The sequence below is a fragment of the Cylindrospermopsis raciborskii Cr2010 genome (assembly GCF_003367075.2).
In the GTDB taxonomy this organism is placed as follows: domain Bacteria; phylum Cyanobacteriota; class Cyanobacteriia; order Cyanobacteriales; family Nostocaceae; genus Raphidiopsis; species Raphidiopsis raciborskii.
This window is the reverse complement of sequence record NZ_CP065936.1, coordinates 854,197-877,942: the sequence shown is the minus strand read 5'-3', so window position 1 is coordinate 877,942 and position 23,746 is coordinate 854,197. Positions and strand designations below refer to the sequence as shown.

The window sequence follows — 23,746 nt, the reverse complement described above, 5'->3', positions numbered from 1 at the left end:
CCATGTTAGCAAAAGACTCAAATTCTTTGGAATCTCAGCCAAATCAAGGTACAGCAGGGAGAGCTAAAGACCTACTGGGCAAATTTGTTGATACCGTAGGCGTAATAGTTAGGGATATTACAAGCTTAGAGGTAAATACAATAGTTGTAAGTAGTATTAGCGGTTCCAAATTCAACCCCTGGCAATCATACTATAATATTTATGCCATAAGTCAACCCAATTATTTTGCCAGTAAGAACATTGTGTCCGAGTTAGAAGACCGTTATATTAATATATTCTTGCAATTGGAAAGAGAATATATTTATACGCTTTTAATCAAGGAATTAGAGTCTCCATCACCCAAAGCTCGGGTGGTGCAGGAATATCGTAGTCGTCTGCAATATATAGATGAAAATCGCTTAAATTCCGATGGTACAAAAGTATCCCAAATAGTTTTACCCTCACCTTTTGACCAGGAAAGTCAGGTGGAAAATTATCAGAAAATCGCCGAACTAGTGACTGATGATAAGTTTGTATTGACCTTGCGGAAGGTTTCAGAAATGAAAGCAGCACTGGATGGGGGTGATGTCACAAGTGAAAATGTGGATACCATCTATGCTCAAACCATCATCCAATTAGACGGAGATATTATTACTCGTTATCACCGCGATTTATTCAGTTTGAAGGAATCTGATAAAGATCTAATTATGAAGGTTCATAATGATGGAGTGGTATCTGGAGAAAAACAATGGCGTGAGGTAATAGACTTCCTGATTAATTTTATCAAAGGTATTGCTTCTTGAACTTAGATATGTTAGTAGTTTGGGTGGGTGATGCGTGAATATATTCCAAGAAAATTACCAGAAACCAGACCTGAATTATAGTTTGAATTATGGTTTCTTATTTCCCTGGCAATTTCCCCAAAATAATGGCCAAGATAATTGTTGCTTAGAGGTAAAAGCTGAGGAAGGAGCATATAGTTTTTATTTAAATAGAACTATTTTAGAAAAAATTGCACAGTTAAAATTGCAGGGTATATCTTTAGATATACCCAAGGGACTGTTATTGAATTTATGGTACTATTCCATTTTTGATTCCCTTGTTGATAGGGATGAGAATTATGATAAGAGTGTGGATATTTATCAACATCCCCAGTTATCTGTTTTAATATATTTCTTCCTGGTAAAAACTTGGAAAATACTCACCAGTCAGAACCGCAATAAAACCATTAAATTTCAATCTGGGTTTACCTTTAATTCCTATTATCAATCAACTGAAAATCAGCATTTTGATAATTTAAATATTATGATGCAAAGCACCATACTATTTGACGGTGATATTATCCAAAAAATATCCCAGGACTTAATAAACAATGGGGATGCTTCTGGTATTGTCAATTCCCATTATTGGCTAACAGAACAAGTCACCAAATGTCTAAGAAGTAATTTGAATTCAGTGTATTGGTTTGTATCTGCTATATTTCCCGCAGCTGTCATAACCTGGAAAATCTCCTCCGGAATGTCATTGTGGTTATCAATATTAATCTCAACCTTGGGTTGGATAATAATATTTTTAGTTTTGGGAACATTGAGTTTACTAATTATCAGTCAATTAAAAAAACTACTGGTAAGGATAAGAAATAAATCTGTGGATAAATTTATAGAACCTGTTATTAGCTGGTTGGTTTGGGTAGTCACTAACTTGGTAATCAGCGTCAATGTTTTCTCCCATGATTCAGTTTCATTGATAGAAAATTCCCTACTTATGCTCTTTATACCAAATGTACTGAAATCCCTACTTCCCAAAGTAGGTAAATATTTATCCAAGTTCTTTATGAAATAATCTGCTCCAGTGGCAATTTTTGATTGCGAATAGAATAGTCCAATAATTCCATAGGGTGCATGACAGATGCTTTTCTATCCCCCAAATATTTACTGATTTGTAAACTACATCCTGGGTTAGGAGAAGCAATAACATCAGCACCTGTATTTAATAAATTCTGTGCTTTTTGCTCACCCAGCTCCTGAGCAATTTCTGGTTGTAGGAGATTATAAACTCCTGCGCTTCCACAACACAAAGCAGCATCTAAAGGTTCTTTTAAATTTACCCCTGGAATTTGTTTTAGAAGTTGACGAGGTTGAAGACTAATTTTTTGACCGTGCAATAAATGACAAGCATCTTGATAAACTAAAGTTAAAGGTTTGTCGCTCAAGGATGAAAGTTCAGCAGTTAACCCAACCGACACTAAAAATTCCTGCGCATCTTTTACCTTTGCTGCAAATATTTGAGCTTTTGCTGCGTATTCTGGGTCATCAGCTAAAATATGACCATATTCCTTTAAGGTATGACCACAACCAGCAGCATTAATAATGATAAAATCCACATTGCTATCTGCAAAACTGTCAATCATTTGTCTTGCTAAAGCTTTTGCTTGTTCTGTTTGTCCTTGGTGTTCAGGAAGCGCAGCACAACAACCCTGGGACTTGGGAATGATTACCTCACAACCATTAGCAGTTAAAACCCGCACTGTTGCTTCATTAACGGGGGAGAAAAACAGACGTTGTACACATCCTAAAATCATTCCTACTCGATAGCGTTTTGCACCCTGAGCGGGAATGATATCTGGTAAATTATTACCAAAAGACTGGATGGTAATTTTCGGTAAAATTGATTCCATCGCAGCTAACCTAGGAGAGATTTTCTGGATTAGTCTGGTAGCGCGTAACAATTGGGAAATTCCCAACTTCTGATAGAGAAATAGGGGAAAAAGCAATATTCTTAAAATATCTGGATTAGGAAAAAGGGAGAAGATTAATTGTCGGATTAATTTATCAGCAAAACTGCGCTGATAATTCCTTTCTACCTGGTGACGAGTCGCGGAAATCAACTTATCATACTGTACTCCAGAAGGACAAGTAGAAACACAGGCAAGACAACCTAAGCAAGAGTCAAAGTGTTGAACTGTAGCAGTATTTAGGGCAATTTCCCCTTCGTTAATAGCATCCATTAAATAAATACGACCTCTGGGTGAGTCCATTTCTTTACCTATCACCCGATAACTAGGACATGTGGAAAGACAAAATCCACAATGCACACAACTATCAATTAATTTTGGGTCGGGGGGATGGTTGGAATCAAATCCCTGTAGATTTTTCATATCATTGCTGGAACCACTGGCAATTTGCATGATTTTGTTCCTCTTTTAGTTTTTGACAGTTTTTGATATTTTTGATTTATACTTTTTAAAAATCTGCTTGATTAATTATTACCAAAATTTAAATTGCCAAATTTAAGTCGCCAAACTTAAATCCCACCTATAAATCGACCAGGATTTAATATGGAATTGGGATCAAATTGTTGTTTAATCCGTCGCATAATTTCTATGTTATTGGCATTATAACCCCAAACATCCATATTTTTTTTGACTGTTACCGGTGCGGATAACATACTTAAAAACCCTAAATTCTCCTGACACAAACTGCGCAAGGTGAGAACCGGATTTTCGTCTTCTAACCGGACTAAACCTAACCCGCTATTGAGATGAATTAATCCATACTGGATTTGACTAATGATGTTCACAGCAGCAGTTGGCAATACTCCTATTTTGGCAGTAATTTCCCAATTGTGCCCGCAGTTATAGATTAGTTCTGGTAATTGTTGCCATAGACTGGCTTCTTGCTTAGTCTCATCACCTAAATAGACTGTTGATGTTAAACCTAGTTCTTCCCCCATACTTGAACATCTTTGTAACTGCTGCTGGACGCTGTTCTCAATACTTTGAAACCTAACCATTAAACCAATACCGTCTCCTAAACCTAATTGGGAAACTAATCCATGGGATATTAAATCAGCTTGGGTTGGTGTTAATTGAGAACTTTGAAGAATTTTGGCAACCTGGGAAATAGGTTCAGGTTGACCAGTTAGTATTACTGTTCCCGAAGTTTCTGGTAAAGGATAAACCCTAAGGGTAACTTGACTGATAACCCCCAGAGTACCATAAGCACCAGTCAACAATTTCATCAGATCATAACCAGCAACGTTTTTCACCACCCTTCCCCCAGCTTTGGCAATTTTTCCATCAGCGCGGACAAAAGTTATGCCTAAAAGTTGGTCACGCACTCCTCCATAACGTTGACGTAGAGAACCAGTGTCCCCAGTCGCTACTATACCCCCAATAGTCGCATGTTCAGGAAACGCAGGATCTAATCCCAAGGTTTGCCCACGTTTGCCTAAAATCTCCTGGATTTCCCTGAATTTGATTCCCGCTTCTACTGTAATGGTCAAATCACCAACCGCATGTTCTATGAGTTTATTTATATATTCTGTGCTGACAATGACAATAATATCAGGACTGGTTAAACCACCCCAGTTAATTTTCGTCATCCCCCCACAGGTCAGAACTCGCCATCTATTACTATTTGCTGTGGCTATAATCGTACTTAGTTCTTCTTGGGTTTGGGGATAAACCATACAACTGGGGTGGGTTTGATCCATTGCCAATCGCACCCGTTCTTGTACAGTCTGACCTAGTTCTTCCCAAGGAGTTACCTTATTTATCCCCGTTAGGGTTAGAAACTGAGAAGTCGCACTCATAGTTATGTGTTATATCTAAGTTGTTAAGTTGTATATTTGGCATTAATTTTTACATAGTCATAACTCAAATCACAACCCCAAGCTTGACCAAAACCATTTCCATGACCAACACTGACAGTAATTAACACCGTATCTTCTTTGAGATAAGTTCCTGAAGCTGCTTGTTTTAAATAGGCATTGACAGCACCTTTATCAAAGGGTAGGGGTTGACCATTTTCCATCAGCAGGAAGTCACCAATCTTAATTTTCAGGTGATCTTGTTCAAATGGCACTCCCGCACGTCCAGCAGCACCAGCAATACGTCCCCAATTGGGATCACGTCCAAAAATTGCCGCCTTGACTAGGGATGACCCAGCAATGGTTTTAGCTATTTGTCGCGCTGCGGTTTCATCCGCTGCACCTGTAACCTGTACCTCTACTAAACAAGTTGCACCTTCACCATCACGAGCGATCGCTTTTGCCAAGTGTTGACAAACAGCTGTTAACATCCCTTCTAGTTTTTCGGATTCTGGTCCTATTTCGGTAATAGCGGGTGTGCGAGATTCTCCATTGGCTAAGGCAATTAAACTATCATTAGTGCTGGTATCACCATCTACGGTAATGGAATTGAAGCTTCTATCTGCAGCGCGTGTTAACATTTGCTGCCATAGAGTGGGGGAAACCGCTGCATCACAGGTGATAAATGCCAGCATGGTAGCCATTTGCGGGTGAATCATCCCTGAACCTTTGGCAATACCACCAATACGTACTGGACGGTCATGTATGGTGGTTTCCAACGCAATGGATTTGGTGACTAAATCTGTAGTCACAATAGCCTTAGCTGCTGCATCTGAACCTGTTTCCGAGAGTTGGGCAACCAGTTTGGGTATACCATTTGCCAAAGCATCCATTTTAATTCTCTGACCAATTACCCCCGTAGAAGCAAGCAAAATTGACTCCGGGTTTATATTTAGTTCTTTCCCTAATAGGTTTGCACTTTCTATTGTATCTTTGATACCTTGGTCACCAGTTGCAGCATTAGCTTGACCTGCATTACACAGTATAGCTCTGGTTGTATGCTTGGTCTGTAGTCTTTGACGACAATAATCTACACAGGCGGCCCTTACATGACTTGTGGTGAATACACCAGCAGCAATTGCATCTACGTCTGATAGAATTAAAGCTAAATCAGGTAGTCCCGAAGGTTTTAACCCAGCTGCGATTCCTGCAGCTCTATATCCCCGTGCTGCGGTGATACCACCCGTGATTTCATCCCAGTCTGCCATAATGAAGGCCCCAAAACTCCACAAGTTCTTAGCACAACCATTATACATATATAAGGCGAAGGGAACCTAAAAAAATCACCAAAAATTACCAGAAATGAAAAAAGAGAGCCATGAAATAGCTCTCCAAATCATCAGGGTGCATCTACTTATCACACTATAACACTATTAGTGTGAGGGGTCAAACCCCTTTTTAGTTTTTTTTCAAATTTTTCCATTTTTTTTCCGGTTGGTTATGAGTTGTTGAGTTTTCTTTCCACTAGTTCGTTGGTTAGTTTGGGTTCCGCTCGTTTATTAGTCTTTTTCAATACTTGTCCCACAAAGAAACCCTTGAGGTTAATATTGCCACCCCGGTATTTCTCCACCTGTTGTGGATTAGCAGCAATTATTTCATCCACTATGGGACCTAACACGGCTGGATCCGTGATTAATTCCTGACCAGCAAAGACTTCCTCCACAGAAATACCTGTAAGTAAATCCGCCAATTTTTCTTTTGCTTGAGCATTACTAATTTTACCTTTCTCAATACGACTAATCACCTCCGCTATGGTCTGGGGTGTCAGTTTAATTTCTGATATGGTAAGTTTTTGTTTGTTTAGGTAGGCAGCTATATCTTGAGTAATCCAATTAGCAGCTGATTTGGGGTTAGCACCAGCATTTATAGCAGTTTCAAAATATTCTGTGACTGGTAGATCCTCCGTTAAGACTCTGGTATCGTATGCTGAAAGTCCCAACTCATGTTCATAACGGTGACGTTTTTGAGCGGGTAATTCTGGTAATTCAGATCTCCAGGTTTCTAGTTGGCTATGGGAAACTTCAATAGGTGCTAAATCCGGTTCGGGGAAATAACGATAATCACTAGAACCTTCTTTCACTCGCATACTGCTAGTGCGTTGGGAACCTTCCTCCCACAAACGGGTTTCTTGAATTATTCTCTCTCCTGCTTCTATAGCAGCAATTTGACGTTGAATCTCATAATCTATTGCTCTTTGGATAGCACTAAAGGAGTTCATATTTTTGATTTCCACCTTAGTGCCAAATTTCTTTTCCCCCACTGGACGAACAGAAATATTCACATCACAGCGGAGGGAACCTTCTTGCATATTCCCATCACTCACACCCAAATATCGCATAATTCTACGTAATTCCTGGGCGTATTCAGCTGCTTCTTGACCGGAACGTAGATCGGGTTCCGAAACAATTTCTATTAAGGGTACACCAGCACGATTGTAGTCTACTAGGGAATAACTGGAACCAGCTAATCGATCACTGCCAGCATGCACCAACTTTCCTGCATCCTCTTCCATGTGTAGACGAGTAATACCAATCCGTTTACGAACGGGGTTATCATGATCATCTACCATTTCGATTTCTAGCCAACCATGTTCAGCTATGGGTAGGTCATATTGGGAAATTTGATAGTTTTTTGGCAGATCAGGATAAAAATACTGTTTACGGTCAAATTTACTATACTTGGCAATTTGACAGTTTAAAGCTAAACCTGCTTTAACTGCATATTCTAGAACTTTAGCATTGAGGACTGGTAAGACACCCGGTAAACCCATACAGACTGGGTCAATATTGGTGTTGGGTTCAGCACCAAAAGCAGTAGAGCTGCTGGAAAAAATTTTGGTATTGGTGCTAAGTTGACAATGGGTTTCTAGTCCTATGATGGCTTCGTATTCTGTTTTTACAGCTGTGGCTATGCTCATATTTTCATAAGGTAGTTATAAAGTGATTCTAACAGATGGGATCCGTGGTTGGTTTTGGTTAAAGCTATAATCCCCAGTCAATTTCTGGTTTATCCCAGATCTTTAAAGCTGAATTTATTGCTGAGAAGGGTTTGCTACCAAAAAAGCCATGATAGGCGGATAAAGGAGAAGGGTGGGCTGATTCAATCACTAAGTGTCGATTTGTGTCAATTAGTTTGACTTTTTTTCTCGCATATCCACCCCAAAGAACAAAGATGACGGGTTTTGTTTTTTCATTAACCTTTTTAATCACCTCATCGGTGAAAAGTTCCCAACCTTGATTTTTATGAGAATTGGCTTGTCCCTCTCTTACGGTTAACACCGCATTTAGCATTAAGATACCTTGCTTAGCCCAATTAGCTAGGTAACCATGATTGGCAATAGGACATCCTATATCTTGTTGAAGTTCCCGATAAATGTTTTTGAGAGAAGGTGGTGGTTTAATACCAGGTTTGACGGAAAAACATAAACCATGGGCTTGATTTCTTTGATGATAGGGATCTTGCCCTAATAATAAAACATTTACCTGTTGGTAAGGTGTTAATTCAAAAGCAGAAAAAACTTCTGACTCTGGTGGGTAAATGGTTTGAGAACTTCTTTCTTGAACGAGAAACTCTTCCAGTTGCTTCCAATAAGGTTTCCGGAACTCGTCCGAGAGAACACTATCCCATTCCCCAGGAACCTTTAAATCAAAAATCATACTTTAATTTCTATACTTCTATTTTAGTCACACCAGATCTGGATCACTCTTCCTTTTATTTCCTCCCCTAACCATGGTGTATTATTACTCAAGGAACAAAGATTATCTATGGTTGCTTCCCAAGTCTTGTCAGGATTAAACAGTGTTAATTCCGCCCTCTCTCCTGGTTGAATAGGGTTTATTTTCTGCTTTAAACAAGTTGCAGGTCCATAACTTAAACTCTTCCATAATTCCAAGGCGGTAAATTCCCCAGTTTCTACCAGGTTTTGCCACAATAAGGCTAAGGCCAGTTCTAAACCGATTGCTCCTGGTAGAGATTCAGAAAAAGCCTGCACCTTCTCTTCATAGGTGAATGCAGCATGATCAATAGCTATACCATCTATTATACCTTGACGCACCCCCTCACGCAACGCTTTCATATCACTAACATTTCCCAAAGGTGGTTCTAAATGTAGACTAGTATGATAACTGTAAATATCTTCGCTACTCAATAACAGATGCATCCAGGTACTACTTGCAGTTATGGGTAACCCATCAGATTTAGCCCTAGCAATTAATTCCACACTCCTGCTTGTAGATACCCGCATAATATGTACAGGAGTTCCAATTTCCCCTACTAATTCTAATAGTCCCGCTATGGCACTGGTTTCCGCACTCGCTGGTATCCCTGGTAATCCCATGCGCAACCCCTCTACACCTTCTCTCACTTTACCATTTAAACATAAAGAGCGATCGCACGGTGAAAAAGCCACAATTTGACTATATGGCTGTAAATATTCTAATATCCTCCTAACCATACCCAAATTTTCCCAAGGTTTATCATCCGTAAAACCCACCACACCACAATTGGCTAAATCAGCAAATTCGGTTAACTGCTTACCCGCTAAATCCAGGGTTATTCCCCCCCAAATTTGTAGTCTGGGGGAATTTTTACTCCTATATTTTTGCTGTAATTGTAACACTAGAGATGGTTGGTCAATCACTGGATATGTATCAGGTAGGACGTTTATTCTAGTAAATCCACCAACTTGAGCCGACCTTAATAAAGAACTCAAAGTTTCCCTTTCTTCAAACCCAGGTTCACCAGAATGACTGTATAGATCCACCAAACCATTGCCCAATAATAGACCTTGACAATCTCTCACAACAGTTTCAGGGCTGGGATTGGGAATTTGGCGGGCGATCGCCTTAATTTCACCATCAAAAATCAACACATCGGCTACTTGGTCAGTTTGCATAACTGCATCAATCACCCGCACTTCTTTTAGCAATTCAATCATATCCGCTTCAATTCCCCAATGATGATTAGAGAGCGCCCGCTGCAGTTTTATCTAACACTCCACCACTTAAATGTCCGGTAATATTCATAGCTTGTAGAACGGGTGAACTGTCAGCACCTTGAGGATAATCAATCACACTAACTGCTCCATTCCCCTGACGGAAATTCCAGAAATTTTCCAAGGACAGACCGAGTATGTGACAAAGTAAAGTTTTATTTGTTGCATCGTGAGCCACAACTAGACCCATACCAAGGTTTTGACTTTGAGCAGTTTGTAATATTTCTTGCCACGACCCAACACTACGTTGATATACCTCTTGTAAATTTTCACCTTCTGGCATTTGCACCTGAGCGGGAATAGTGCGCCAGCGGTGCAACTCACCGGGGAAATCCTGATCTATTTCCGATTCAAACTTACCCTCCCATTTTCCATGGCTAATTTCCCTTAAACCATCCAATAATTGTAAACTGACGTGGGGATGGTCTTGAAGGATAATTTCTGCTGTTTCTCGGGGGCGGGCCATAGTGCTACTAAAGGCAAAATCAAGAGATATGGTTTTGAGAAACTCTCTAGCTTTTGTTGCTTGAACCCTACCATGGTCATTCAAAGGTACATCAATTTGTCCTTGGAACTTCCCTTGACGATTCCATTCAGTTTCTCCATGACGAACCAATAGTAAACGAAACCCTTGATGATTTGGGCGCAAACTAGGCAAAATATCTCCCAGATGTTGGGTTTGATTCATGGACTCCAACTGTACCGGTTCACCCAGTCCCCCGCTAAAATTAAGCACACTGATTCCACAATTAGACTGTTGTATAGAATGATAGCGACTAGGGGGAATACCCAATGCTGTACTAATTAGAGCACGATTAATGCCATTATGTGCAACTACAAGAATAGTCCTTGCCCGGGGATGGGATAAGATATGCTGCCAAAATTGTCGTGCTTGTTCATATAAAGATAATATAGGTGAGTGATCTCTTGTACCATTTGCGTCACTAATTGTCATTAGCAATTCCTGGGGACGTTCTTTCCAGATACTATAATCGAGGGAGAACTTTTCCTTCACCTCTCCAGATAACATTCCCTCCCACAAGGGTAAGTCCACCTCCAGTAAATAGTCAGTAGTCTCCACCGATGGAACCGGATGACCTGTCAACTGATTGTGGATAATTTCCGCAGTCTGTTTAGCTCGGGTGAGGGGACTGCTATATATAGCCGCAAATGGTATATTACTAAGCACTTGACCAGTCCTAAGAGCATCCTCGGAACCTTTTTTGGTTAAGCTGGACGTGTTAGTGCGTCCCTGAATGCGTCCTTCAGTGTTATAGGTACTTTGTCCATGACGCACAATAATCACACGAGTCATTTAAAAAACCTCTTCTCTTTTGAGGAAGTAATTTTACATTAAAATGTCAATTAACACACCACTGAAAAATCTTTTATTACAGGTGACCATAATGAGATATTATGTAGAGGAATCGGTTCCTCAGTTTAGTATTGATTACTATTTCAATTGTCCCATTTAATAATTTTTGCTACTCTTTGGCAACTCGCAGTATTGCACCCAAGGATTAACCATTTCTAATTGTGATGCGATGCTAATCAAGGTAGATTCAGCAGCGGGCTTGCCAATTAATTGCACACTCAAGGGTAAACCATTAGCATCAAATCCCATAGGTATGGATATAGCAGGCAGCCCCGTCGCGTTTGCTATGGGACAGGGTGCAATCCATTTAATGATTCTTTCTAGGGTGTCATCAGGGTTCAACTGACTCCACTCACCAATTTTTATGGGTGAGTGGAGGTACACAGGTAATACTAATATATCTATGGGATCAAAGAAAGACACAATTTGCCGAGATAGGATTTGCATCTGTGTTACCGCTCGTAGATACTCACCTGCTGAACCTGTTCTCTCTAATAAAAACTGATTGAGAGGTTGTAAGATCTGTGGGGGTATTCTAGCAGCAGCTACTCCAGCTTGCCATACAACTTGAAATGGTTGGACTAACCCACTTATATCCGGACACTTCTCTACTACATTATGTCCCAACTCCTCCAATAATCTGACCGCTTTTAATACCCCCTGTTGACCGTTCCCATCTGCTTCCCCTACGGAGGGAATACTTGTACTAAAGGCTATGTTCAGTCCCACCTTTGTTCTCGACTCCAAGAAACAAGGTTCTGGATCATTTAACCAAAAGGGATCCCCCGGGAAATATCCAGAAATTGCATCTAGCATAGCAGCTGCATCAGCTACCGTTCTGGCCAGGGGACCACTAGTAGCTATGATACTAGTACCAGGAGCATTAGTTACCCTTCCCCTAGCAGGTTTAATCCCTACCAGGCCGCAACAAGCCGCAGGTACCCTAATAGAACCACCCCCATCAGAACCTTGGGCGATCGCACATAATCCAGCTGCAACAGCGGATGCAGCACCACCACTAGAACCACCAGGAGTATATTCTAGATTCCAGGGATTTCTAGCTGGGGGAAAACCTGGAGGTTCAGTATAGGGATAAGACCCTAGTTCCGAGGTAGCTGTTTTTCCCAGAATGACAAAACCCGCTTGTTTGATTTTGGTAACCACACCATCATCATAATTGGGGATGTTATTAACCAAGGTTGGATTGCCATAGGTACAGGTAACACCCGCCACCGCATTCAAATCTTTGATTGAAATGGGAACGCCAAAAAAGGGTGGTAATGCAGTTTCCCTGGTATTAGCTAGTATTTCTGTTTTATAACGACTATCAGCTATGGCTGATTCCGCCATAACCGTGAAGTAACTACCCAATTGAGGGTTGAAACGAGAAATTCTATCTAAATATAACTCTGTGAGTTCTAGGGGAGATATCTCCCGCTTACGAATTAACCTAGCCAATTCCAAAGCGGGGGTAAATGCTAAATCAGTCATCAGTTATGTGGGGGGTTTGGTTTAAAGTGATGATCTATCAGTTAAAATTTCATAACCCGTTTCCGTAACCAACACAGTATGTTCAAATTGGGCAGATAGAGCATTATCAACAGTAACAGCAGTCCATCTATCACTTAATATTTTAGTAGTTTTTGATCCAGCATTAATTATAGGTTCAATAGCCAAAGTCATACCAGCACGTAATTTAACATTAGGAATTTCACGAGTTCTATAATTAAAAACTGCAGGTTCTTCATGAAGGTTTCTACCCACCCCATGACCTGTGAACTGCTCTACCACATTAAATCCAGTTGTTTTAACATAGTCTTCAATCCCACCAGCAATATCAGCTAAATGGGCATCAGCTTTCACTTGTTCTATACCTGCATATAAAGCTTTTTCAGCCACTTCAATTAATTTTGCTGCATCCGGACTTACAGTGCCCACAGCAATGGTGATACAAGAGTCACCATGGAAACCTTGATAGTATGCTCCCGTATCAACCTTTAGCACATCTCCTGAGCGAATCACTTTTTTCTGACTGGGAATACCATGTACCACCTCGTGGTTGATACTAGAACATATAGAAGCTGGAAATCCATGATATCCCTTAAAACTGGGAGTTGCGCCCATTTCTCGAATACGTTTTTCTGCGTGTGCATCCAGATCCGCAGTAGTCATCCCCGGTTCAACCAATTCAGAAATTTCCTTGAGAACAGTAGCAACAATCCTAGCTGATTGTCGCATGATATCAACCTCACGAGGAGATTTGATTTCTATTCCCCGACGTTGCTGTGATATGAAAGGTTTAGACTGCACTGGTAAGGTAAGTAGGTCGCTGAGAATGTTCATCATCTGGTTTGGTAGTTATCGCTGTTAAACAGCTAAGGTTTGCTCTAGGTGAGATTTGATTCCAAAATGGATCCACTCCACCCCCATTCTACCACTTCTCTCAATATACAAGGTTGGGTTGAAGGACGAAACCCAACAAACGATTTACTCCATGCGATCGATCAATGAAAAGGGCGATTGGGAAGCACACGGAATTAACCGGGATTGTTTGAATTAACCAACGCCTGGAGACTGTCTGTGGGGGAGACAGGGAATGAATTCCCTGTCCAAAGTGGGTTTTCAACAGACTGGTCTTGTGGTGGGTGATTTTACTGTGGTTTCATTCATCCAAATTGACACCCAGGGCTGCCAATTTGTCCGCTCGTAGTTTTTCCTGTTCTGCTCGTTGCTTTTCCTGTTCTGCTGTTTCAGCTATTATAGCGTCATTAACATTGCTGATAAAATTTGCAGTCCGTGCCATAATTTGATTACCTCTGAACGAGGTGTAAGGTGATCTGGAATTCTTAGCGGAACGGCCCGATCACCTTATTTTTAAATATAACACTAGTTAAATAAATATGCAAGGGGTTTATAGAAAATAATTAACAAAGTTTGTAAATCTTTTAGGCTTGTCAAGCATAAATGACAGGGATATACAAAGTCAATCCTCTTGGTCTTACCGCAGGCCACTGTAGGTTGGGCCATTAAACTTAACGAGGTTGTCACCAACTTCGTTGGTCTTCAAAACCGTGCATGAAAGTTTCCCTTCACACATCAACCTGTTATTCTAGTTTAGACTAAACAGAGGAGCGATCGCTTCCCTAATAGATAATGATAGATGCGGATTAACCATAATTGTTTAAATTAACCCCTACCTGGAGACTGTCCGTTGGGGAGGGAATGAATTCCCTGTGTGAAAGCCAAAGTAGGTTTTCAAGCAACTGGTTTTGTCGGTGGTAGTTGCCATAAGCTGGAGTATTCTGGTTGCAGTCCTGGTATTTCTTCCAAATGGGAAGTATCTCCCTTGAGTTCCAAAAACCATTGTGATTCCTGATGCACTAATTTAACCAGGGAGCATAATTTGGCCTTTACTTCAGTTTTGGCTAGATCTCCTACAAATCCCATAGCAGCACCTAACACAGAAGCTCCATGTGCGACTAATAAGATATCGTGAGGCCAAAATTCCGCTGCTAAACATCTGGCAGTCTGTCCTGAACGATATCTCACCTGTTCATGGGTTTCAGGGTATTTTGCAGCAATCCGAGGTGTATAGCTCCTATCTATTCTAGGAAATAATTTGACCAGTTCCAAGGTTGACAGTTTTTCTGGTTCTTCTGTCATCCACTCTGGATTTAACCACTCGCTGAGTCCTGTCTCTAATTTGATATCTAAATCCAAGATTTCCGCTACTGCATTGGCTGTCTGTACGGTCCGCAAAAAAGGAGAGGCAAAAATATGCTTTATTCTTTCGCCTTTTAACCGTTTTGCTAGTTGCTGTGCCTGAATTATACCATCATCTGATAAAGGGGGATCATAACGCCTTTCTGCTGTCAGAAACCAGTCAGGGTTGACAAAGTCAAGTCTGTTAGCATGTCTAGCGATCCAAATTACTTGGCTCATGTAATCATATACATATTAAGAATAATAAAAATATATCATAAAGCAATAATCAATACAATATTGCCAGTGTCATATTAACTTAACAATTTCTTGATTAGTAGCCTATCTGGCTTTTTGTCTTCATAAAACTTTGGTAGTCTTTAACCAAGATTAATAATTTAAATTTTTCAATAAGAGGACAATATTTTGTCTTCAAATCTTGTTGTTTTACCTTAGTTAAAGCATGGAATTTTTATCACACCCACTTTTTAAAAATTGGCACTTAGTTGCTTTTTATAAATTTCAAAACTTTGATTTATCTGGCTTTTGATTTTATTTAGCAAGGTCCAATTATTGAGGATAAAAAATCCATGAGATTAGATGTTACGGCAACCAGTTTTAGTGACAGTCAACTTAATATACAAGATGAAAAGTTGGTAATTCCACAATTACAAACTCCTTTAGAAAACTCTGTAATTTCAGCAGGCCATAGCTATCTAGTATTAGAGGAAGAAAGTCAACAAAGTGTTACCACAAACAACTATAATACTAATAATGGATATGGATTAATAAATGCGGGGAATGCAGTAAGTATGGCAGTAGGTCAAAGTCCCTATCCTAAAGCACCTCAAATAGGAGGAAACAATTGGGGTGCGGATATGATTAATGCTCCTACAGCTTGGCAAAATGGTTATACAGGTCAGGGAATTATTGTTGCTGTTTTAGACACTGGAGTAGACTATAACCACCAAGATTTAAATGATAATATTTGGTTCAATCCCAAGGAAATTGCAGGAAATGGTATAGATGATGATGGCAATGGTTATATTGATGATATTAGAGGGTGGAATTTTCAAAGTAATAACAATAATGTTCTCGACGATAATGGTCATGGAACTCATGTTTCTGGGACTATTGCAGGTGAAAATAATGCTATTGGTGTAACTGGTATTGCCTATAATTCTCGAATTATGCCCGTGAAGGTTTTAGATGAAAAAGGTTCGGGATCTTATACCAGTATCATCCAAGGTATCCGTTATGCTACTGATAATGGTGCTCGCATTATTAATATGAGTTTAGGAGGAGGTTCTGGTAGTGATGGTTTAAAATCAGCCCTTGAATATGCTGCTAGTAAGAATGTAATCGTAGTTATGGCTGCTGGGAATGAGGGCAATTCTATACCATCTTATCCTGCTCGTTATGCGTATAATTCAGGACTTGCAGTGGGCGCAGTAGATATAAATAATAAAACCACTAATTTTTCCAACCGTTCTGGTTCTCAAGAAATTAAATATGTCACCGCTCCCGGTGAGGATATTTACTCCACAGTTCCTAACAATAAATATGCCAATTATACTGGTACTTCTATGGCTACTCCCCATGTTGCTGGAGCGATCGCATTAATGTTAAGTGCCAACCCCAATTTAACAGAAAGTCAAGTGCGAGAAATTATTGTTAGCACAGCGGAAAATAGCACTAAACCTCCACAACCCAATCAACCTCTTCCACCCTCACCTTTCCCCTTTCCTATAAATTTATTTCCCTTTGATCTTGGGAACCAATTCCCCACAGATATTGGTTCTCAATTTCCCTCTCAATTTCCCACGGATATTGGTTCTCAATTTCCCATCGGATTTCTCCAAACATCTAGTTTGGAATCTGATCTTTTAGGTTGGGTAGATGAACAAGACCCAACACCCTGGATATAAATGCGATTGCGAAGTATTCACTACGCGAGATATCTAAATTCTCCCCGATCTAAGTAGATAGGGATTCATTAAAACTGGTTTTGTACAGAGGTTTGGTGTCATTGCAGCAAACATTGCCAACAAGTTTCGCTCAAAGATTGATTTCTTTTAATAACCAAAAACCAGCAAAAGACTGGGACTGAGGATCAGACTGTACTCCAATAAAATGCACACCGTCGGCTTTTTGTTTAGCCTCTTCAAACCCCTTAGCCTCTGCTAATAATTGGGGAGTTCTCAAATTTGCTAAAATCCAACTTTCCGTACCACCTGTCTCTAAAACTAATCTATCCCCTTGATTATTACGATTACTATCCAATCGTAAATATGCCAACTCTAAACCGGACATCCATCCAGCAATGGGTAAAGCTCTGGGAGAAAAAATCAAAATTCCCGGAATGGGGATTTCTGGGGATAAACCAGCTAATTCTAAGGGAAAAGCCTCGCCAAAAGCAATTTCCCATTCTGGCATATCAGTAATATCACTGGCTCCTAGACTAACAAATGTCCATTGTTTACCTTCTAGCGCATCCGGTAACCTTTGAGGTAAGGGTCTTTCCAATCGTACGGAAGAGTTAGTTACCTGTTCATATCCGGGTTCTTGAGGATAAACTTCCTCCATTCTTTGTTGTATCCATTGGTTGAGAACTAAAGTTTTGCGACTAGGTAAGGCAGGTATCCCCATATCTTGACAAGCTTTAGTAATCATATTATTCATCTGTCGGCGGAAAAAACGAATTTTTATGGGTGCTACACCTGCTTTTTCAATAGCTTCTTGTAATGCTTGGCGTAACCAGACTGAATTGACTTGGGTACTGGGGCAATATTGCGCGTAGCGAAATAGGGAATCCACTTTAGTAAGAACATCTGTAGGACTTTCACAGATCAAGACTTCCCAAACTTTTTTTTGATTTGCGTCCAGAATAGGACGAGAGTAAAAATCGAGTTCCCAAATATTGCCCATGTTATAATGTGAGACTGGTTATGAATATTATGTTATGACTATTATGACTGGTAATCATGGAGTGGGCAATTCATTGGGAGCAAAAGCACCATTTTCAGTAATGATAGCTGTTATTAATTCAGCTGGGGTGACATCAAAAGCGGGATTATAAAATTCCACGCCTGAAGGTGTGAGCATACTATCACCAACCTGGTAAATTTCGGATGGGTGACGCTCTTCTATGGGAATTTTATCCCCACTATCTAGACTGAAATCAATGGTGGAAACAGGTGCAGCTACAAAAAATGGAACATTATGGGATTTAGCAACAATGGCTAGATTATAAGTACCTATTTTATTCGCTGTGTCTCCATTGGCTGCTATTCTATCTGCACCAACAACTACGGCATCAATTAAACCTTGCTTCATACAGTGTGCTGCCATATTATCAGCAATGACAGTGACGGGAATACCTTCTTGTACACATTCCCATGCGGTGAGCTTTGCACCTTGTAAACGAGGACGAGTTTCATCGGCAAAAACCCTAGTTAGTCTCCCCTCTTTCCAAGCTGAACGCACCACCCCCAATGCTGTACCATAACCAGCGGTTGCTAAAGCACCTGCATTACAATGAGTCAGAATAATTAATTTTTCTGGTGTTTTCGGTAAAACTTTCAACCCGTTATCACCTATAAGTTGACAAGTTTCTAGATCTTCAGTACGAATTTTTTCAGCAGTTTGTAGCAGATTTTGTTTAATTTCTTCTATAGTTCCTAGGGTTTCATAGGCAATTTGCATCATTCTGCCAATAGCCCAAAATAGATTGACCGCAGTGGGGCGAGTAGAGCGTAATAACTGGGCCACACCTTCTAATTCATGTAAAAACTCCTGGCGATTATTTGTTTTTATTTCCCTGGCGCCCAAATACATACCATAAGCAGCAGCCACACCAATAGCAGGTGCGCCTCTAACAATCATGGTTCTAATTGCCTCAGCCATATCCTGACTACGATGAACCTCAATCACAGCGTATTCATTGGGTAGACGAGTTTGATCAATTAGTATAACTGAGTCATTTTTCCAGATTACAGGATAAAGCATAATTACCACTATAGATAAATCTTTTGAAAGCTCTAATTAAAGCTTTAGTCCCACCCTGGGGGAGGGTGGGGCTATTAACTACTACGTGAGCATCAACCAAATTTGCCAGCGGTAGAAGCAATTAGGAATGCTGCATAGGTAAGGATGTAGCCAACGGTGAAGTGAGCTAAACCAACCACACGAGCTTGAACGATGGAGAGAGCAACGGGTTTATCCTTCCAGCGAACTAGGTTAGCTAAAGGAGTGCGCTCGTGAGCCCAAACCAAGGTTTCGATTAATTCTTGCCAATATCCTCTCCAGGAGATCAAGAACATGAAACCAGTTGCCCAGACTAGGTGTCCAAATAAGAACATCCAAGCCCAAACAGATAGGTTATTCATACCATAGGCATTGTAGCCGTTGATCAACTGAGCAGAGTTGGCCCAGAGGTAATCGCGGAACCATCCCATTAAATAGGTTGAGTTTTCGTTGAATTGGGCAACGTTACCCTGCCAAATACCCAGGTGTTTCCAGTGCCAATAGAAGGTTACCCAACCAATGGTGTTTAACATCCAGAACATTGCTAGGTAGAAAGCGTCCCAAGCTGAAATATCGCAAGTACCGCCCCGACCAGGACCGTCGCAAGGGAAGGCGTAACCAAAATCCTTTTTGTCAGGCATTAGCTTGGAACCACGAGCATCTAAAGCACCTTTAACCAGTACTAAGGTGGTGGTGTGAATAGCTAAAGCAAAGGCATGGTGAACCAAGAAGTCGCCAGGTCCAATGGTTAAGAACAGGGAGTTAGTACCAGAGTTAATGGCATCTAACCAACCAGGTAACCAAACATTACCAGCGTTGGGGTAAGCTGTGTAGGCAATACTGTCAGGGTTAGACAACAATACGTTAAGCCCGTATAAAGCTTTACCTTGAGCAGCTTGAATAAATTGGGCAAACACTGGCTCGATGAGGATTTGCTTTTCAGGAGTACCGAAAGCAACCACTACATCGTTATGAACGTACAGACCCAAGGTGTGGAAACCGAGGAACAGGGACACCCAGCTGAGGTGGGAGATAATCGCTTCTTTGTGCTGAAGAATCCGGTCTAGTACGTTGCCTTTGTTTTGTTCTGGATCGTAGTCCCGAACCCAGAAGATGGCAGCGTGGGCAAAAGCACCAACCATCAAGAAACCAGCTATGTACTGGTGGTGGGTATACAATGCTGCCTGGGTGGTGTAGTCCTTAGCGATGAACGCGTAGGAAGGCAGAGAGTACATGTGTTGCGCCACCAAGGAAGTGACGGTTCCTAACGCTGCCAAGGCCAAAGACAGTTGGAAGTGTAAGGAGTTGTTGATGGTGTCGTACAAACCTTGGTGAGGTAAGTTGAACTGACCTTCACTCTTGCTACCGGGGACTAAACCTGATTTGGAATTCAGCATTTCTTTGATGCTGTGACCAATTCCAAAGTTGGTGCGGTACATGTGACCAGCAATAATAAACAGAACTGCGATCGCCAGATGGTGATGAGCTATATCAGTCAACCACAGAGATTCTGTTTGAGGATGGAAACCACCTAAGAAGGTCAAAATTGCTGTTCCTGCGCCGGTGGAGGTGCCAAAGATCTGACCTGCGGTATCGGGGTTCTGAGCATATACACCCCAGTTACCGGTGAAGAAGGGGGTCAAACCTGCGGGGTGGGGAGCCACACTCAAGAAGTTATCCCAGCCCACGTGAATACCGCGAGACTCAGGAATGGCAACGTGAACCAAGTGACCAGTCCATGCTAGGGAGCTAACACCAAATAAACCAGCTAGGTGGTGATTTAAACGGGGTTCAGCACTCTTGAACCAAGAGAGACTAGGACGGAACTTGGGTTGCAAGTGCAACCAACCAGTAAATAGGAACAATGCGGCCAAGAGCAACAAGCCTAGGGAACCGGTATATAGTTCTTGGTTTGTCCGCATCCCAATGGTGTACCACCAGTGATAAACACCTGAGTAAGCAATGTTGACAGGATTGCTTGCGCCAGCTTGGGTAAAAGCGTCAACTGCTGGTGCGCCGAAATGAGGATCCCAAATCGCATGGGCGATGGGACGGACGTTAAGGGGATCTTTGATCCACTGTTCAAAGTTACCTTGCCAGGCTACGTGGAACAGGAGGCTGGATGCCCACAGAAAGATGATTGCCAGGTGACCGAAATGGGTAGCGAAAATCTTTTGGTAAAGATTTTCTTCCGTCATGCCGTCATGGCTCTCAAAATCGTTGCCTGTGGCGATCGCATACCAAATCCGACGGGTAGTCGGGTCCTGTGCGAGATCCTGGCTAAATTTGGGAAATTTTGTTGCCATAGGGTTGATGATTCCTCTGACCTTTGACCTTTAGCCATTGCTTAGTATCAGAGACATTTTGGGTCTTAGATTTTGGTAATTTCCAAAACCCAAAATATCGCCTGAAGTTGTTAACCTACCGAAAGGATGTGTGCGTGGAAGAATGCCCAGGTAGTGGCAATTCCTCCCAGGAGGTAGTGAGCTACACCTACGGCCCGACCTTGAGTGATGCTCAAAGCGCGGGGTTGAATTGTGGGAGCTACTTTTAGTTTATTATGTGCCCAAACTATGGACTCAATTAATTCTTGCCAGTAGCCGCGACCACTGAACAGGAACATTAAACTGAATGCCCAAATGAAGTGAGCGCCCAAAAACATTAGTCCGTAAGCGGATAGTTCACTACCGTAGGAGTTGATTACTTCTGTAGCTTGTGCCCACAGGAAATCCCGTAACCAACCGTTGATGGTGATGGCACCTTGGGCAAAGTTATCACCTGTGATGTGACTAACCACCCCATCATCTACAGTACCCCATACATCCGACTGCATTTTCCAGCTAAAGTGGAAGATTACAATAGATAGGGAGTTATACATCCAGAACAGTCCTAGGAATACATGGTCCCAACCGGAAACTTGGCAGGTACCACCACGACCTGGACCGTCGCAAGGGAAGCGGAAGCCTAAATTGGCTTTATCTGGAATTAAACGAGAACTACGAGCATACAGTACACCTTTGAGCAGGATTAGCACTGTTACATGAATGGTAAAAGCGTGAATGTGGTGAATCAAAAAGTCCGCTGTGCCTAAAGGAATAGCTGCAGCTGCTACTTTGCCACCTACTGCCAACACTCCACCGCCAAACACGTAGCTTACTGCTTCTAGAGCATTGGGTGCTGTTGTTCCGGGTGCTAGGTGGTGTTGATTTTGTATCCACTGAGCAAACACTGGTTGCAATTGAATTGCTGTGTCTGAGAACATGTCCTGGGGACGACCCAGAGCACTCATTGTGTCATTGTGAATGTACAAACCAAAGCTATGAAAGCCTAAGAATATACAAACCCAGTTGAGGTGAGATATGATAGCATCACGGTGACGAATCACACGATCCAACACGTTGTTTTGGTTCACTACTGGATCATAGTCGCGCACCATGAAGATTGCCGCGTGAGCAGCACCACCTACAATCAGGAACCCACCTATCCACATGTGGTGTGTAAATATACACAACTGTGTGGCGTAGTCGGTTGCCAAATATGGATAGGGAGGCATCGCGTACATGTGATGAGCGATGATGATTGTCAAGGAACCCAAGAAAGCCAGGTTGGTAGCCAGTTGGGCATGCCAAGAGGTGGTCAGGTTTTCGTAGAGACCTTTATGACCTTCACCTGTGAAAGGACCCTTGTGGTTTTCTAGGATATCTTTGATGCTGTGACCGATACCCCAGTTGGTGCGGTACATGTGACCAGCGATGATGAATAACACTGCGATCGCCAGGTGGTGATGAGCAATATCAGTCATCCACAGCCCGCCTGTTACTGGATTCAATCCACCTTTAAAGGTCAAAATGTCAGCGTAGGCTCCCCAGTTCAAGGTGAAGAAAGGAGTTAACCCACTAGCAAAGCTAGGATACAGGTGGGCAATCAGTTCTTTGTTCAAAATGAACTCATGAGGCAAGGGAATATCCTTAATAGCCACACCGGAATCCAACAGTTTGTTAACTGGTGCGGAAACGTGAATAATGTGACCTGTCCATCCCAAGGAACCACAGCCTAATAATACGGCTAAGTGGTGATTTAGCATTGACTCCACGTTTTGGAACCATTCCAGTTTGGGAGCGCGTTTGTGGTAGTGGAACCAACCAGCAAACAGGAATAAACCTGCTAACACTAAACCGCCAATAGCAGTTACATAAAGTTGGAATGAGCTGGTTATACCCCAACCACGCCACACTTGAAATAACCCAGAGGTGATTTGAATGCCGTGGAAACCGCCACCAACATCACCATTTAAAATGTCTTGTCCCACAATTGGCCATACAGTTTGCGCGCTGGGTTTTACCCCTAGCGGATCTGCTAACCAAGCTTCGTAATTAGAGAACTTAGCTCCATGGAAGATCATTCCGCTTAACCATATTGTCACCACGGCCAAATGGCCAAAGTGTGCGGAGAAGATTTTGCGGGAAATGTCTTCTAAGTCGCTTGTGTGCGTATCGAAATCGTGGGCGAGGGCGTGGAGGTCCCAAATCCACGTGGTGGTTTTTGGACCTTTAGCCAAGGATCTGTCGAAGTGACCAGGTTGGGCCCATTTCTCAAATGAGGTAGGCACGGGGTCATTATCAACTATGACTCTTGCTTTTTTCGCCTCTCGCTCCGGAGGACTAATCGTCATTCGACCTCCTCTGTCAATAGGGAATGAGGAATCATGGACACCACAGAGTTAATTTTACTCTTCGTTTCCAGTTGTTTTCTGGAACCGTGTGGATTTTTCGTTTCTGTTGAATTATAGAGTCTGTACTTGTACTTTGTTGGAGACATTTTAACAATAATTTAAAATTGCCAGATTCGTTGTTACATCTGCCTTTTATATTTGGGTCTCTTGCTAAAAAGTCAATAGTTTTTTTATTTAATTTACAAACCATTACAATTCTTAAAACTAATAGTTTTTAGGATCCTGTGGCCACCCTGTCCCTGCTCTCCCGACCTTAGTTGTACGTAAACTATTACCATAATTTCTGGTA

General features: G+C 41.6%; 18 protein-coding genes. 3 read left to right on the top strand and 15 right to left on the bottom strand.

Going from position 1 to position 23,746, the window contains the following annotated elements:
- The first annotated feature begins 2 nt into the window (after window positions 1-2).
- Complete coding sequence (locus tag C6N34_RS04025; RefSeq protein ID WP_115539165.1) at window positions 3-782, top strand: hypothetical protein; 780 nt, start codon at window positions 3-5, stop codon at window positions 780-782.
- A 34-nt stretch (window positions 783-816) separates the two neighbouring features.
- Window positions 817-1,821 (top strand): hypothetical protein, encoded by a 1,005-nt coding sequence (locus tag C6N34_RS04020; RefSeq protein WP_115539145.1) that lies wholly within the window; start codon window positions 817-819, stop codon window positions 1,819-1,821.
- On the opposite strand, the gene C6N34_RS04015 is transcribed toward C6N34_RS04020, so the two are convergent.
- From C6N34_RS04015 to C6N34_RS03965, 11 genes are all read right to left on the bottom strand, one after another.
- Entirely contained in the window at window positions 1,811-3,166 is a 1,356-nt protein-coding gene (locus C6N34_RS04015; RefSeq protein ID WP_115539144.1) for a (Fe-S)-binding protein, read from the bottom strand. The two genes, C6N34_RS04020 and C6N34_RS04015, sit on opposite strands and share 11 nt — an antisense overlap.
- Before the next feature lie 116 nt (window positions 3,167-3,282).
- Window positions 3,283-4,572 carry an FAD-binding oxidoreductase gene (locus C6N34_RS04010; protein ID WP_236107403.1) on the bottom strand — a complete coding sequence of 430 codons (1,290 nt, stop codon included), beginning with the start codon at window positions 4,570-4,572 and terminating at the stop codon, window positions 3,283-3,285.
- 23 nt (window positions 4,573-4,595) lie between these two features.
- On the bottom strand, window positions 4,596-5,837 hold the full coding sequence (gene argJ, locus C6N34_RS04005; RefSeq protein WP_115539164.1) for a bifunctional ornithine acetyltransferase/N-acetylglutamate synthase: 1,242 nt from the start codon (window positions 5,835-5,837) through the stop codon (window positions 4,596-4,598).
- Between the two features lie 230 nt (window positions 5,838-6,067).
- Window positions 6,068-7,546 carry an Asp-tRNA(Asn)/Glu-tRNA(Gln) amidotransferase subunit GatB gene (gene gatB / locus C6N34_RS04000; protein WP_115539143.1) on the bottom strand — a complete coding sequence of 493 codons (1,479 nt, stop codon included), beginning with the start codon at window positions 7,544-7,546 and terminating at the stop codon, window positions 6,068-6,070.
- Window positions 7,547-7,610: 64 nt separating this feature from the next.
- A complete protein-coding gene (ung, locus tag C6N34_RS03995; protein WP_057178563.1) occupies window positions 7,611-8,285 on the bottom strand; it encodes a uracil-DNA glycosylase in 675 nt (224 codons plus the stop codon).
- A 23-nt stretch (window positions 8,286-8,308) separates the two neighbouring features.
- Window positions 8,309-9,565: a dihydroorotase gene (locus tag C6N34_RS03990; protein WP_115539142.1), complete on the bottom strand. Its 1,257-nt coding sequence runs from the start codon at window positions 9,563-9,565 to the stop codon at window positions 8,309-8,311.
- A gap of 25 nt (window positions 9,566-9,590) precedes the next feature.
- A complete protein-coding gene (locus C6N34_RS03985) occupies window positions 9,591-10,937 on the bottom strand; it encodes a histidine phosphatase family protein (RefSeq protein ID WP_057178565.1) in 1,347 nt (448 codons plus the stop codon).
- 156 nt (window positions 10,938-11,093) lie between these two features.
- On the bottom strand, window positions 11,094-12,488 hold the full coding sequence (locus tag C6N34_RS03980; protein ID WP_115539141.1) for an amidase: 1,395 nt from the start codon (window positions 12,486-12,488) through the stop codon (window positions 11,094-11,096).
- Between the two features lie 21 nt (window positions 12,489-12,509).
- Window positions 12,510-13,340, bottom strand: a complete 831-nt coding sequence (gene map / locus C6N34_RS03975) for a type I methionyl aminopeptidase (protein ID WP_006278761.1) — start codon at window positions 13,338-13,340, stop codon at window positions 12,510-12,512.
- A gap of 319 nt (window positions 13,341-13,659) precedes the next feature.
- Complete coding sequence (locus C6N34_RS03970; protein WP_236107402.1) at window positions 13,660-13,800, bottom strand: hypothetical protein; 141 nt, start codon at window positions 13,798-13,800, stop codon at window positions 13,660-13,662.
- A gap of 452 nt (window positions 13,801-14,252) precedes the next feature.
- The gene (locus C6N34_RS03965; protein WP_006278759.1) at window positions 14,253-14,939 is read right to left on the bottom strand and encodes a histidine phosphatase family protein; all 687 of its coding nucleotides are present in this window, start codon (window positions 14,937-14,939) and stop codon (window positions 14,253-14,255) included.
- Window positions 14,940-15,289: 350 nt separating this feature from the next.
- Between C6N34_RS03965 and C6N34_RS03960 the strand changes: the two genes are divergently transcribed.
- Entirely contained in the window at window positions 15,290-16,627 is a 1,338-nt protein-coding gene (locus tag C6N34_RS03960) for a S8 family peptidase (protein ID WP_057178568.1), read from the top strand.
- Window positions 16,628-16,757: 130 nt separating this feature from the next.
- Here the strand turns inward: C6N34_RS03960 and C6N34_RS03955 are convergent, their stop codons facing one another.
- From C6N34_RS03955 to psaA, 4 genes are all read right to left on the bottom strand, one after another.
- Entirely contained in the window at window positions 16,758-17,627 is an 870-nt protein-coding gene (locus C6N34_RS03955) for a Tab2/Atab2 family RNA-binding protein (RefSeq protein ID WP_006278757.1), read from the bottom strand.
- A gap of 54 nt (window positions 17,628-17,681) precedes the next feature.
- Complete coding sequence (mtnA, locus tag C6N34_RS03950) at window positions 17,682-18,707, bottom strand: S-methyl-5-thioribose-1-phosphate isomerase (protein ID WP_006278756.1); 1,026 nt, start codon at window positions 18,705-18,707, stop codon at window positions 17,682-17,684.
- A 92-nt stretch (window positions 18,708-18,799) separates the two neighbouring features.
- Window positions 18,800-21,031: a photosystem I core protein PsaB gene (psaB, locus tag C6N34_RS03945; RefSeq protein ID WP_006278754.1), complete on the bottom strand. Its 2,232-nt coding sequence runs from the start codon at window positions 21,029-21,031 to the stop codon at window positions 18,800-18,802.
- Window positions 21,032-21,141: 110 nt separating this feature from the next.
- Window positions 21,142-23,397, bottom strand: a complete 2,256-nt coding sequence (psaA, locus tag C6N34_RS03940; RefSeq protein WP_115539140.1) for a photosystem I core protein PsaA — start codon at window positions 23,395-23,397, stop codon at window positions 21,142-21,144.
- Window positions 23,398-23,746: the final 349 nt, after the last annotated feature.

Excerpts from the sequence above, each read along its gene's own strand:
- psaA (WP_115539140.1), bottom strand. The coding sequence starts at position 23,397 with ATGACGATTAGTCCTCCGGAGCGAGAGGCGAAAAAAGCAAGAGTCATA.
- C6N34_RS03970 (WP_236107402.1), bottom strand. The coding sequence starts at position 13,800 with ATGGCACGGACTGCAAATTTTATCAGCAATGTTAATGACGCTATAATA.
- C6N34_RS03980 (WP_115539141.1), bottom strand. The coding sequence starts at position 12,488 with ATGACTGATTTAGCATTTACCCCCGCTTTGGAATTGGCTAGGTTAATT.
- C6N34_RS04010 (WP_236107403.1), bottom strand. The coding sequence starts at position 4,572 with ATGAGTGCGACTTCTCAGTTTCTAACCCTAACGGGGATAAATAAGGTA.
- C6N34_RS03955 (WP_006278757.1), bottom strand. The coding sequence starts at position 17,627 with ATGGGCAATATTTGGGAACTCGATTTTTACTCTCGTCCTATTCTGGAC.
- C6N34_RS03985 (WP_057178565.1), bottom strand. The coding sequence starts at position 10,937 with ATGACTCGTGTGATTATTGTGCGTCATGGACAAAGTACCTATAACACT.
- C6N34_RS04015 (WP_115539144.1), bottom strand. The coding sequence starts at position 3,166 with ATGCAAATTGCCAGTGGTTCCAGCAATGATATGAAAAATCTACAGGGA.
- C6N34_RS04025 (WP_115539165.1), top strand. The coding sequence starts at position 3 with ATGTTAGCAAAAGACTCAAATTCTTTGGAATCTCAGCCAAATCAAGGT.
- C6N34_RS03965 (WP_006278759.1), bottom strand. The coding sequence starts at position 14,939 with ATGAGCCAAGTAATTTGGATCGCTAGACATGCTAACAGACTTGACTTT.
- gatB (WP_115539143.1), bottom strand. The coding sequence starts at position 7,546 with ATGAGCATAGCCACAGCTGTAAAAACAGAATACGAAGCCATCATAGGA.
- C6N34_RS03960 (WP_057178568.1), top strand. The coding sequence starts at position 15,290 with ATGAGATTAGATGTTACGGCAACCAGTTTTAGTGACAGTCAACTTAAT.
- map (WP_006278761.1), bottom strand. The coding sequence starts at position 13,340 with ATGAACATTCTCAGCGACCTACTTACCTTACCAGTGCAGTCTAAACCT.
- ung (WP_057178563.1), bottom strand. The coding sequence starts at position 8,285 with ATGATTTTTGATTTAAAGGTTCCTGGGGAATGGGATAGTGTTCTCTCG.
- C6N34_RS03990 (WP_115539142.1), bottom strand. The coding sequence starts at position 9,565 with ATGATTGAATTGCTAAAAGAAGTGCGGGTGATTGATGCAGTTATGCAA.
- mtnA (WP_006278756.1), bottom strand. The coding sequence starts at position 18,707 with ATGCTTTATCCTGTAATCTGGAAAAATGACTCAGTTATACTAATTGAT.
- argJ (WP_115539164.1), bottom strand. The coding sequence starts at position 5,837 with ATGGCAGACTGGGATGAAATCACGGGTGGTATCACCGCAGCACGGGGA.
- psaB (WP_006278754.1), bottom strand. The coding sequence starts at position 21,031 with ATGGCAACAAAATTTCCCAAATTTAGCCAGGATCTCGCACAGGACCCG.